The 13,173-nt window shown below is 63.7% G+C and carries 7 protein-coding genes; 4 read left to right on the top strand and 3 right to left on the bottom strand.

Translation table 11 applies throughout. The annotated features are described in order from the left end of the window. Positions 1-64 precede the first annotated feature (64 nt). Complete coding sequence (locus tag ACWHXP_RS01980) at positions 65-1,519, top strand: HEAT repeat domain-containing protein (protein ID WP_489634613.1); 1,455 nt, start codon at positions 65-67, stop codon at positions 1,517-1,519. A gap of 167 nt (positions 1,520-1,686) precedes the next feature. Here the strand turns inward: ACWHXP_RS01980 and hrpA are convergent, their stop codons facing one another. Further along, positions 1,687-5,745 carry an ATP-dependent RNA helicase HrpA gene (hrpA, locus tag ACWHXP_RS01975; protein ID WP_489634614.1) on the bottom strand — a complete coding sequence of 1,353 codons (4,059 nt, stop codon included), beginning with the start codon at positions 5,743-5,745 and terminating at the stop codon, positions 1,687-1,689. Positions 5,746-5,930: 185 nt separating this feature from the next. Between hrpA and argA the strand changes: the two genes are divergently transcribed. From argA to ACWHXP_RS01960, 3 genes are all read left to right on the top strand, one after another. Next, the gene (argA, locus tag ACWHXP_RS01970; protein ID WP_199725134.1) at positions 5,931-7,244 is read left to right on the top strand and encodes an amino-acid N-acetyltransferase; all 1,314 of its coding nucleotides are present in this window, start codon (positions 5,931-5,933) and stop codon (positions 7,242-7,244) included. 97 nt (positions 7,245-7,341) lie between these two features. Beyond that, a complete protein-coding gene (locus ACWHXP_RS01965) occupies positions 7,342-7,614 on the top strand; it encodes an oxidative damage protection protein (RefSeq protein WP_008331210.1) in 273 nt (90 codons plus the stop codon). A 149-nt stretch (positions 7,615-7,763) separates the two neighbouring features. Next, entirely contained in the window at positions 7,764-10,517 is a 2,754-nt protein-coding gene (locus ACWHXP_RS01960; RefSeq protein ID WP_489634615.1) for a M16 family metallopeptidase, read from the top strand. An 88-nt stretch (positions 10,518-10,605) separates the two neighbouring features. Here ACWHXP_RS01960 and rpiA read toward each other — a convergent pair whose 3' ends face one another. Together rpiA and ACWHXP_RS01950 are read right to left on the bottom strand one after the other, a co-directional pair. After that, positions 10,606-11,286 (bottom strand): ribose-5-phosphate isomerase RpiA, encoded by a 681-nt coding sequence (rpiA, locus tag ACWHXP_RS01955; protein ID WP_039784469.1) that lies wholly within the window; start codon positions 11,284-11,286, stop codon positions 10,606-10,608. Between the two features lie 85 nt (positions 11,287-11,371). Continuing rightward, positions 11,372-13,135: a cation:proton antiporter gene (locus ACWHXP_RS01950; RefSeq protein WP_134223087.1), complete on the bottom strand. Its 1,764-nt coding sequence runs from the start codon at positions 13,133-13,135 to the stop codon at positions 11,372-11,374. Positions 13,136-13,173: the final 38 nt, after the last annotated feature.

The following is a 13,173-nucleotide window of genomic DNA, read 5'->3' as shown; positions in this document are numbered from 1 at the left end:
ATCGAAGGTTCCCATCTTGTGGGATATCGGCGACAATGAACCGATATTTCCAAAAGGAAACAATATGTTCTTCCTGATTGCGCGTTTGCTCAAGGCCTGGACCCGCCCCATTCCCGGCCCGACCGGCGAAGGCAGCCGGGACCACCTGCCGCACGCCGACGGTGGCGAGCCTGCCGACTGGGGGCCGCGTGTTCACCTGCCGGGCCACGGAGACATTGCATTGCGCCGCGCCTTGCCCAGAGTCGCCGCCATGGAGAAGCCGGAACTGGTCTGCGAGTGCATCACGCAGCATTCGGGCTATCTGCGCCAAGCCGGCATCGAACGCGCGATGGTGTTGAATGACACGCGCTACCTGCCGCTGCTGGCGGCTCGCCTCAACGATTGGAGCGCTCCGGTACGACAGGCAGCGCAGCAGGCACTGGCGCATTACCGCAGCACGCATCCTGCGGCCGATTTCGTCCCCGCCCTGGCCGCGTTGCATGGCGCGGCACGCGGGCAGCGCTCGGACCGCGCGTGGATCGCCGCATTCGTGCTAGGGCTTGATGCGGAAGACAGTGCGGATTGGCTGAAGTCTGCGCTGACGTCACGCGATGCGCCCCTGCGGCGCGCAGCGTATGCGCTGGCAATGGATTACCTGCCGCAACGACTGGACGAACTGGTGGCCTTCGGCTTGGGCTCGCGCGATCTGATGCAGGCGCACCGGGCGCTGCTCGCCCTGCCCCGGCTCGATGACGAGCGTCGTCGTGCGCATACACCGTTGGGCCTGCGCTCGCCGTTCGGACAGGTGCGCCAGTTCTCGGTCGACCATGCGCCTGCGCCGTTGCCCCGGGAAACGCTGCTGACGCTGCTGTTCGATCCGATGCCGCGCATCCGGCAGACGGCGGCAGCGCAACTGGCAGCGTTGGGAGAGGATGTGAAGGGCCACGTGCATCAGGCCATCCAGGGTGGACAACTGGCCGCGCGTCCGCTGTGCGCCGCACTGGCGCTGCTGGTGCAGTGGCGGCAGCCGGATGTGGAGAATTTGTTGCGCCACCATGCGGACGATGCGCGCGAACGGGTGCGGCGACAGGCCTTGTTCCTGTGGGCCAGAGTGTTGCCGCAGGAACGCGATGCCGTGGCCTTGCGGGCTCTGCTGGACGCGGCGGGCTCAGTGCGCAAGCTGGCGGTGCAGCTGTGCCGGGATGGCGCCTACATCCGCTTTGAGGATATCGCCACCATGCTGCGTGAGCATGGACATCAGACGGCGGCGCTATCGCTCTGTGCGCGCCATCCCTGGGATATGGTGGCTTGTGTCGTTTTCATTGACAGCCTCGGGGAGCGTCAGCCCTGTCAGGATGAACGCCTGCGCGCCGCGCTGATACCGTGGCTGGGCAATGCGGAGGCTGGATGGACCAGTCCGCAGCCTTGGCATCTCGCGTTGATGCAGGAGCGGGATGGGGTGCGGAGGCTGCGGCGGATCATGTCGCCGGGTTGGGATGCGGAGTTGGATGCGTTGCTGAGCGGGTTGATGGAGCGGTGATGGACTGAAGGGCCGATGCAAGTTTCTGGTGTGACGCTGTGTTGACACTGCTTCGCCAGCGAGAGTGTTGCGGGTACCAGCGGCTTTTTGGCTCACATCACTTCTGCACTTTCTTCTTTCGCACAACATCCGCCAGGACGAAGAGCAAGCCTCCGTCTGGCTCATCCTTACCGCTGCATGCTCTCCCACACCTTCTGCAAACGCTTCACCGACACCGGCATCGGCGTCTTCAGTTCCTGCGCATAAAGCGACACGCGCAGTTCCTCCAGCATCCAGCGGAACTCGGTCATCTTGGGATCAACCCGGCCGGCGCGGTCCTTCAGGGCGCGCTGGTAGGGCAAGGCCACCGAATTCCACTCTGCCAGCAGGCGCGTATCGCGGGCGGGATCGGCGCGCAGCTTGTCCAACCGCACGTTGATGGCCTTGAGGTAACGTGGATAGTGGCTAAGATTTCCGTAATCCGTTTCCGCCACGAAACGCTTGCCCACCAGTTGCGACAACTGCGCCTGCATGTCAGCCGCCGCAGCCGCATGGGCCTTGATGCCCTGCAACTTCTTGGGCAGGGCGTGATATTCGGCCAGCACCTGGCCGCACAGGCGCGCAATCTCGTTGACCAGCAAACCCAGACGCGCCTTGCCTTCATCACGGCGGCGGTTGAATTCATCGGCGTTGCGCGGCAGCGGGTCCTGCAGGAAAGCCCGTTCCAGACCGGCGTTGAGGATCTGTTCACGCAACTCTTCCTGCGAACCCAGCGCCATGAATTGCATGCCCATCTGCTGCAGGCCCGGAATGTTCTTCTCCAGATACTTCAGCTGCTCCTTCATCTGCAAGGCAAACAGCCGACGCAGGCCGGCGTAATGGAAACGCGCCGCCTCGGCCGGATCATCGAAAACTTCCAGATCGCAATGCGTCTTGCGATCCACCAGCGCCGGGAATCCAATCAGTGTCTGCGCCTGCTTGCCACTGCCACGCGTGATCTCCAGCAGCTCCGGCAATTCACCGAAACTCCAGCTGGTGAGATTGCTGTACTCGCCCACCGAAGCGGGAGCCGCCGGGGCTGCGCTCGGACCGGGCTTGCCGGGTGCGGCAGCGGGCGCGGGTGCGGCGCTGTCCTCATCCTCGCGCGGGGCAATGGCCACCTGCTCGGCCAGCTTCTGGAACTGCTGGCGCGCCTGCCCGCCGAATTCGGCCTGCAGGGCAGCGAGATTGCGGCCCATCTCCAGCTGGCGTCCATGCTCGTCGACGATCTTGAAGTTCATCGCATGGTGCGCCGACAGCGTCTCCTGCTTGAAGTCGCTGGGCTTGACCAGAATCGTGATCTGCTCGCGGATGTCGGCAATGATGGCGTCGATCAGGTTGCCCCGGCCGAAGGTCTTGCGCTCTTCCATGCGGTCGCAGAAACGCGCAGCGTAATCGGGCAGCGGCACACAATGGCGGCGCAGTTTCTGCGGCAGGGATTTGAGCAGCAGGTGCACCTTCTCCTTCAACATGCCCGGCACCAGCCAGTCACAGCGGTCCGACGAGACCTGGTTGAGCGCATACAGCGGTACGGTGAGGGTCACGCCATCGCGCGCCGCACCGGGTTCGAAGTGATAGCTCAAGGCCATGGCGATGCCCGCCACGTTCATGGTCTTGGGGAAGAGCTCGGTGGTTACGCCCGCTGCCTCGTGACGCATCAGGTCGTCACGGTTCAGGTACAGCAGCTTGGGATCGGCGGCCGTCGCCTCCTTGTGCCACTTCTCGAAATCGACCCCATTGCAGATGTCGTGCGGGATCAGCTTGTCGTAGAAACCGATGATCAGTTCATCGTCCACCAGCACATCGAGGCGGCGCGATTTGTGTTCCAGGTTCTCGATCTCGCGCACCAGCTTCTGGTTATGCGCAAAGAACGGCGCGCGCGTCTCGAAGTCGCCACCGACCAGCGCGTCGCGGATGAAGATCTCACGCGCTTCAGTCGGGTTGATCTTGCCGTAGTTGATGCGGCGCTGGCTGTACACCACCAGCCCATAGAGCGTGGCGCGCTCGGAGGCGGTGACCTGGGCGGCACGCTTTTCCCAGCGCGGCTCGCCCCAGGATTTCTTGAGCAGATGGCCGCCGAGTTTTTCCAGCCACTCGGGCTGGATGTTGGCCACGCAGCGCGCGTACAGGCGCGCAGTGTCGACCAGCTCGGCCGCCATCACCCAGCGGCCGGGCTTCTTGGTCAGGTGCGCACCGGGCCAGATGTTGAACTTGATGCCGCGCGCGCCCAGGTATTGCGCATCGTCCTCGCTCTTGAAACCGACGTTGCCCAGCAAGCCGGTCAGCAAGGCCAGGTGCAGTTGATCGTAAGTGGCCGGTGCTTCGTTCAGACGCCAGCCCTGTTCCTTGACGATGGTCAGCAGCTGCGAATGGACATCGCGCCATTCACGCAGGCGCAGTTGCGAGAGGAAATTCTCGCGGCAATGTTCCTGCAACTGGCGATTCGATTTCTTGTGCGCGATGGCCTCTTCGAACCACTTCCAGATCTTGAGATAGCTGGCAAATTCCGACTTCTCGTCGGCGAATTTCTTGTGCGCGTTGTCAGCCGCATGCTGCGCATCCATGGGCCGGTCACGCGGGTCCTGCACGGAGACCGCTGCGGCGATGATGAGCAATTCGGTCAGGCAGGCATTGTCGCGGCCGGCCAGGATCATGCGCCCCACGCGCGGATCCAGCGGCAGGCGGGCCAGCTGCTTGCCCAGCGCGGTCAGGCGATTGACGCCGCCCTGCTCTTCCACCGCGCCCAGTTCCTGCAGCAGCTGGTAGCCGTCGGCAATGGCGCGGCCCAGCGGCGGTTCGATGAAGGGGAAGCTCTCCACATCCGTCAGATGCAGCGACTTCATGCGCAGGATGACCGAGGCCAGCGAAGAGCGCAGGATCTCGGGGTCGGTGAACTTGGGGCGCTGCAGGAAATCCTGCTCGTCATACAGGCGGATGCACACACCCGCCGCCACCCGGCCGCAACGGCCGGCACGCTGGTTCGCTGCCGATTGCGCCACCGGTTCGATCTGCAACTGCTCGACCTTGTTGCGGTAGCTGTAACGCTTCACACGGGCCAGACCGGCATCGACCACATAGCGGATGCCCGGCACGGTCAGTGAAGTTTCGGCCACATTGGTCGCCAGCACGATGCGGCGGGCATTGCTGGTCTTGAAGACGCGCTCCTGCTCCTGGGCGGAGAGGCGCGCAAACAGCGGCAGGATCTCCACATGCGGCGGATGATGCTTGCGCAGCGCTTCGGCAGCATCGCGAATCTCGCGCTCACCCGGCAGGAACACCAGCACATCACCGGAACCGATACGCGCCAGTTCGTCCACGGCATCGACCACGGCATCCATCAGGTCGCGCTGTTCGCGGTCCTTCTGGGCCTGGCTGGCGCGGCCTTCGGCGCGTGCACGCGCCTGCGCGACTTCGGTGGAAACGCCGCTGCGGTCAGCATTGTCGATGGGACGATAGCGGATCTCCACCGGGTACAGGCGGCCCGAGACCTCGATCACCGGGGCCGGCACGAGCTCGCCCTTGACCTCGCGGCCGAAATGGCGGGCGAAGCGGTCGGCATCGATGGTGGCCGAGGTGATGATGATCTTCAGGTCGGGGCGCTTGGGCAGCAACTGCTTCAGGTAGCCCAGCAGGAAATCGATGTTGAGGCTGCGTTCATGCGCCTCGTCAATGATGATGGTGTCGTACTGGCGCAGCAGCGGATCGGTCTGCGTCTCGGCCAGCAGGATGCCGTCGGTCATCAGCTTGATCCACGCGCCCTTGGACAGCGTGTCGTTGAAGCGGACCTTGTAGCCGACCAACTCGCCCGGCGGGGAATTGAGTTCCTGGGCGATGCGCTTGGCGGTGGAAGAGGCGGCGATACGGCGCGGCTGGGTGTGACCGATCAGGCCCTTCTCGCCACGACCCAGCTCCAGGCAGATCTTGGGCAACTGGGTGGTCTTGCCGGAACCGGTCTCGCCGCTGACGATGATGACCTGATGGGCCCGCAGGGCCTCGGCGATCTCGTGGCGGCGGCCGGAAACCGGCAGCTCTTCGGGGAAAGTGACCGGCGGCAGCGGATTGCGCACGGGCAGCGCGGCATGGACGGCAGGCTCGGCGGCGGTGCGACGCGGACCTCGCTGCTCGCGCGGGCCGCGCGGACGATCTTGTTGCGGGTTCTGCTGCGCCTGGCCGCCGGGGGGAGTGTTGGGTGCTTTGGTAACGGACATGAGGCCGACATTATACCTGCCACCGCCCGCCCGGACAGGCTGCATGCGGCTGGACGGCCGATGGTGCAGGTTTGGGGGCGGCTTGCGGGCCGGTTGGCTCCGCTTTGCAACATCCGCACAAGAAATCTGCCCCGAAGCGGCCCGCAAGCCTACGGCCCGCCGCGACGCTGGTTATAATGCGCGTCATGGAAAAACAGACCGAATTCGTCAACTGGCTGCGTTCCGTCGCGCCCTATGTCCACGCCTTCCGCGGCAAGACCTTCGTGGTCGCCTTCCCGGGTGAGCTGGTCACGGCCGGCGGCTTGCAGGTGCTGGCCCAGGATCTCTCGCTGCTGCATGCGCTGGGCATCCGCGTAGTGGTGGTGCATGGCTCGCGTCCGCAGGTGGCCGAACAGCTGGCCCTGCGCAATGTCGAGGCGCGCTTCCAGAACGGCTTGCGCGTGACCGACAGCGCCGCCCTCGAGTGCGCCAAGGAAGCCGCAGGCGAACTACGCCTGGACATCGAGGCTGCCTTCAGCCAGGGCTTGCCGAATACACCCATGGCGCATTCGGCCATCCGTGTGATCTCCGGCAACTTCGTCACCGCCCGCCCGATGGGCGTGATTGATGGCGTGGACCTGCAACTGACCGGCGTGGTGCGCAAGATCGCCGCCGACGTCATCCAGCCCATCATGAACGCAGGCGGCATCGTGCTGCTCTCGCCGCTGGGTTTCTCGCCCACCGGCGAAGCCTTCAACCTGACCATGGAAGACGTGGCCGTGTCCGCCGCCATCGCGCTGCGCGCCGAAAAACTGATCTTCCTGTCTGAAACCCCGCTGATGAAGGATGCCGGCGGCGCTGAAATCCGCGAGCTGTCTTCTCACCAGGCCGAGGCCGTGCTGTCGGCCGGCTTCCTGCCTTCGGATGCGGCCTTCTATCTGGCCAGCGTGGTCAAGGCCTGTAACGCCGGCGTCTCGCGCGCCCACATCGTGCCCTTCTCCACCGATGGCTCGGCCTTGCTGGAACTGTTCACCCACGATGGCGTGGGCACCATGGTCACCTACGAGAACCTGGAAAGCCTGCGCCAGGCCACCATCGAGGACGTCGGCGGCATCCTGAAACTGATCGAACCGCTGGAAGCCGATGGCACCCTGGTCAAGCGCGGCCGCGAACTGATCGAACGGGAAATCCATTACTTCTCCGTGATCGAGCACGACAACGTCATCTTCGGCTGTGCTGCGCTGTATCCCTTCCCCAAGGAACGCATGGGCGAGATGGCCTGCCTCACCGTCAACCCGGAAGTGCAGGGCCAGGGCGACGGCGACCGTATCCTGAAGCACATCGAAACCCGTGCCCGCGAAGCCGGGCTGACCAAGCTCTTCGTGCTCACCACCCGTACCTCGCACTGGTTCCTGAAGCGCGGCTTCGTGCTGGCCGGTGTCAACGACCTGCCGCAAGATCGCCAGCAGATCTACAACTGGCAGCGCAAGTCGCAGGTATTGATCAAGAATTTGTATTAATCATTTTTCCGTCAGGACGTGAGCAGGCTCAACCGCTGACCCCCATCGCTGGCCCGCCCGTCCCAGGCATTTCAACTTAACGAACCAAGGAATCGACATGGCACGCATGGTCCATTGCATCAAACTGAACAAGGAAGCCGAAGGCCTGGACTTCCCGCCCTATCCGGGCGAGCTGGGCAAACGCATTTATGAAAGTGTCTCCAAGGAAGCCTGGGCCGCCTGGCTCAAGCACCAGACCATGCTGGTCAACGAAAACCGCCTGATGCTGGCCGACGCCCGTGCCCGCAAGTATCTGGCCGCGCAGATGGAGAAGCACTTCTTCGGTGAAGGTGCCGATGCCGCCGCCGGTTACGTGCCGCCGAGCGAATAAGCTGCCCTCTGATCGCTTGAGCAAGGCCGCAACGCCGCCCTGGTTCGCCACGGCGGCGTTTGTTTTGGCTGACGCATCGCGGCAGCCGGCTCGTCTACAATGCCGACTCCGAACCCTGATTCCCTACCGACTTCCCGCTGGAGCTCATCTTGTCCCTGCGTCATCTGCGCCTTGCCGTGCTTGCCGTCAGTCTCGGCTTTACTTTTGTTTCCCCCTGGGCCCACGCGGCCACGGCCAGCGCTGCACCGACGCTGCCAGCCGGCGTCACGCAAGGCCCCAGCGCCGAGGGCATCAGCGAATACCGCTTTGCCAATGGCTTCAAGCTGCTCCTGCTGCCGGACGATTCCAAGCCCACGGTCACCGTCAACATCACCTACCTGGTCGGCTCGCGCCACGAGAACTATGGCGAGACCGGCATGGCGCACCTGCTGGAACACCTGATGTTCAAGGGCTCGCCGCACAACCCGGCGATCCCGCAGGAATTCAGCAAGCGCGGCATGAACTTCAACGGCACCACCTGGCTGGACCGCACCAACTACTACGAGACTTTCGAGGCCGGCAAGGACAACCTGCAATGGGCGATCGCCATGGAAGCCGACCGCATGGTCAATTCCCGTATCGCACGCAAGGATCTCGACAGCGAGATGACGGTGGTGCGCAACGAGTTTGAATCCGGCGAGACCTCGCCCTCGCGCGTGATGTTGAAGCGCATGCAGAGCGTGGCCTACGACTGGCACAGCTATGGCCGCAACACCATCGGCGCGCGCAGCGACATCGAGAACGTGCGCATCGAGAACCTGCAAGCCTTCTACCGCACCTACTACCAGCCCGACAATGCGGTGCTGCTCATTGCCGGCAAGTTCGATCCGACACAGGTACTGCAATGGGTCAACCAGAGCTTCGGCCGCCTGCCCAAGCCCAAGCGCAAGCTGCCTGAATTCTGGACCGTGGAGCCGACTCAGGACGGCGAACGCCAGTTCGCCATTCGCCGCCGTGGCGACCTGCAACTGGTGGCGCTGGGCTACAAGATGCCCTCCGCGCTGCATCCGGATGCCACCGCCCTCTCGTTTGCCAGCGACATCCTGACCGACACGCCCAATGGCCGCCTGCACAAGCTGCTGGTGGAAAAGGGACTGGCCACGCAGGTCTATGCGATGCCGCTGAGCGGCTACGCGCCGGGGCTGCAGATGATCGTGGCGCAGGTCAAGGCAGGCGCTGACATCGAACCGGTCAAGCAGGCCATGATCAGCGCCGTCGAATCCTTCAGCACCACCCCGCCGACCGCCGAGGAACTGGCGCGCCTGCGCCGCGAGAGCGCCAACAACTTCGAGACGCTGCAAAACAATCCGCAGCAGATGGCAGTGGCGATGTCCAATGCGATTGCACGCGGCGACTGGCGCCTGGTCTTCATCGAACGCGACCTGGAACAGCGCCTGACCAGCGCTGACATCGCAGCGGCGGCTGGCCGCTACTTCCGCCGCGACAACCGTACGGTCGGTCTCTACCTGCCGGAAGATCATCCGCAGCGTGCCGAGGTCCCGCCCGCACCGAGCGTGGAATCGCTGCTGGCGCAATACCAGCCGCGCCCGGCCATCGCCTCGGGCGAAGCCTTTGATCCGGCACCGGGCAACATCGAGCAGCGTACCACCCGCATTGCGCCGGGCCAGCCGCCCCACACCGCACTGAAGCTGGCACTGCTGCCCAAGCAATCGCGTGGGCAGACGGTCTCGGTGAGCATGAACCTGGAGTTTGGCGATGCCGATAGCCTGTTCGGCCAGCGTGCGGTCGCCTCGCTGACGGCGGCCATGCTCATGCGCGGCACGCGCGATCTGGATCGCCGCCAGCTGGCGGACGAATTCACGCGCCTGAAGATCAACGGCAACGTCTATCGCTTCCAGACCACGCGCGAGAATCTGGTCCCGGCGTTTGCGCTGGTAGGCGAAGTGCTGCGCCATCCGCGCATGGATCCGGCTGAATTCGCGCAGTTGAAGAATGAGACCGTGGCGGCGCTGGAAGCCACGCGCAAGGAGCCGGACGCGCGTGCCGGCGAAGCGCTGCAACTGCACTTCAACCATTACCCGGACGGCGACTGGCGCGCTGCGCAGACGCTGGAACAACGCATCGCTGCCGTGCAGGCGGTGACGCTGGAACAGGTGCAGGCCTTCCATCGCCGCTTCTACGGGGCCTCGCATGGTGAAGTCGCGGTAGTCGGAGACTTCGATGCGGAGGCTGCACGCAAGGCCATCGATGCAGCCTTCGGCGGCTGGACCAGTGCCGCCCCCTATGCGCGCGTGCTGCAGACCTGGGCCGACATCCCGCCCAAGCGCATCCTCATCGATACGCCGGACAAGGAAAACGGTGTCTACCTGGCCCGCCAGAACATCCGCCTGCGCGATGATGATCCCGACTATCCGGCCTTGGCCGTGGCCAATTACCTGCTCGGCGGCTCCAGCCTGAAGTCGCGCCTGGCGGATCGCATCCGCCAGAAGGATGGTTTGTCCTATGGCATCAACAGCGGCTTGCAGGTCGGTGCCATCAGCGATGCAGGCTACTTCAGCGTGCGCGCAATCGCTGCCCCGCAGAACCTGGACAAGGTCGATGCCGCCGTGCGCGAAGAAATCGCCCTTCTCATCAAGGATGGCTTCACCGAGGAGGAACTGCTGCGCGCCAAGTCCGGCATCCTGCAGCAACGCAACCAGCAGCGCGCCGGTGATGGCGGCATCGCCACCAGCTGGAGCGCGCTGATGAACCTGAACCGCAGCTTCCTGTGGCAGCAGCAGCTGGACCTGAAGCTGGCCGACCTGACGCTGGCGCAATTGAATGCGGCCGTGCGCAAGTACATCGATCCGGCGCGCATGACCGTGGTGATTGCTCGGGATGAGGCCAAGGCCAGCCAGCCGTGAGGCATCCGCCTGAAATCATCGAGATGAAAAAAATGCCCGTGTCCTGCGACACGGGCATTTTTGTTTGCGACCAAGAAAACGGAGCTTCTCAGAACTCCAGTTTCTTGACGCCTTCGGCCGTCCCCAGCAGGCAGACATTGGCCCCTTGGCGCGCGAAGAGGCCATTGGTGACCACGCCGACGATGTTGTTGATCTTGTCTTCGATGTCGGCCGGATCGGTGATGGCCAGGCCCAGCACGTCGATGATGTAGCAGCCGTTGTCGGTAACCAGCGGCTTGCCGTCGCCATTCTTGTTCAGGCGCAGGCGCGGCTCACCGCCCAGCGCGGCCAGCTTGCGGGCCACCACGGCGTGCGACATCGGGATCACTTCCACCGGCAGCGGGAAAGTACCCAGCACATCCACCAGCTTGGAACCATCTGCGATACAGACGAACTTCTGCGCCACGGATGCCACGATCTTCTCGCGCGTGAGTGCAGCGCCGCCGCCCTTGATCATGGCGCCGCTGCCATTGATTTCATCGGCACCGTCGATATAGACCGGCATGGTCTCGACCTCGTTGAGATCGAACACGGTGATCCCGTGCGAACGCAGGCGCTCGGCAGTCGCTTCGGAGGATGCCACGGCGCCCTTGATGCGGTGCTTGATCTTGCCCAGTTCATCGATGAAGAAATTGGCCGTGGAGCCGGTGCCCACGCCGATGATTTCGCCGTCGACCACGTAGTCGATGGCGGCCTTGGCGACGGCTTGCTTGAGTTCGTCTTGAGTCATGATGGTTCAGTTCAACGTAAATAAAACCGGGAGCGTTCCCTTTTTGGCAACGCAAAAAATTCTCACCTTGCAGGATCGGCAATGCTCAATGCACGTCATCCGGCTGTTCATCCAGGGTCTCGAAGAGCGCGATCTGCAGGCGCGAATGCAGCTTGACCAGCTTGCTCCAGAGCAACCACAGCAGCCCGGCGGCCCCGGCCAGCACGAAGGCCAGCAGGTTCAGCGGCGGCAGGATACTGGCACTCAGCACGAAGATCAGCAGCATGATGCCCACGATGGACATGATGGGCAAGATCTCCGAGACGATCTTGCGCACGCCCGAAGTATACGCTCCCGCGAACTCGGGCTTGACACTGACCTCTGCCAGCAGCATCGACAGCGCCTGCAGCTTGCGGTAAGTGGCGATCAGGAAGGGCAAGGAAATCACCAGCGCGCAACCCCAGATGATGGCCTTCTGCACCTCCGGATCGGGCGTCCACGCCGAGAGCTGACGCGAGAGGCCATCGACGAAGAAGGCCCCCGCCAGGAACACTGCAATCACCAGCGCCAGGTTCACCATCACCTGCATGAGGATACGGCGGATGATGCGCGTGAGTTCGGCGCGGTCGCCCGTTGGCTGCAGGCTTTCCAGCCAGCGCGAATACATGCCCAGCAGGCCCGAGACGCGCGCCGGCACCAGCGTGACCGCCTTGGCCGAGAGCGGGTCGGCGGCCTTGATGAGGTAAGGGGTGAGCAGCGCCGTCACCGCCGAGACCGCCACCACGATGGGATAGAGGAAATCGCTGGTGACCTTCAGACTCTGGCCAAGTGCGGCGATGATGAAGGAGAACTCGCCGATCTGCGCCAGGCCCATGCCCACGCGCATCGGCGTGCGGCCGCCCTGCCCGGCCACGAAGGTGCCCAGGCCGCAGCTGATGAGTTTGCCGAAGACCACGGCCAGCGTGATGATGGTGATCGGCATCCAGTACTTGACCAGCACGTTGGGATCAAACAGCAGGCCGATGGCCACGAAGAAGATGGCCGAGAACATGTCGCGGATCGGTTCCACCAGGCGTTCGATGCGGTGCAGCTGGCGCGATTCGGCCATGACCGCGCCGACCAGGAAGGCGCCCAGGGCCACGCTGTATTGCAGCTTCATCACCAGCAGGCAGAAGCCGAACAGCACGCCCAGCACAGCCACCAGCAGCATCTCGTTGCTCTTGAAGCGGGCGATGAAACTGAGCAGGCGCGGCACCGCGAGAATACCGACCACCAGCGAGACCGTCATGAACAGCACCAGCTTGCCCACCGTCGTAAAGACTTCTGTGGAATCCACCGAGCCGCTGGTGGCCACACCGGAAAGCAGCGCGATCATGCCGATGGCGAGGATGTCCTCGACGATCAGGATGCCGAAGATGATCTGCGCGAACTTTTCGTTCTTCATGCCCAGTTCATTCAAGGCCTTGACGATGATGGTCGTGGAGGACACGGCCAGCATCGCGCCCAGGAAGATGGCGTCCATGCGCTTCCAGCCGAAGTAGAGGCCGATCTCGTAGCCGATCCAGATCATCAGCAGGATCTCGGCCGCTGCCGCGATGAAGGCGGTGGCACCGACCTTGGCCAGTTTCTTCAGGCTGAATTCCAGCCCCAGCGAGAACAGCAGGAAGATCACCCCGAGCTCCGACAGAATGTGCACGGTCTTCTCATCCTGGATCAGGTCATAGGGCGGCGTGTGCGGACCGATGATCACGCCGGCCACGATGTAGCCCAGCACCACCGGCTGCTTCAGCTTGTTGAAGACAACGGTGACAATGCCGGCAATGAGCATGATGATGGCCATGTCCTGGATGAATAACTCGACTTCGTGCATCGTGCGGGATTTCCTTTCTGTGGTTCTGCAGCGTGCTG

This window comes from Herbaspirillum sp. Her2 (assembly GCF_057961375.1).
The sequence above is the reverse complement of the archived record's forward strand: the minus strand, read 5'-3'. Positions and strand labels throughout refer to the sequence as shown.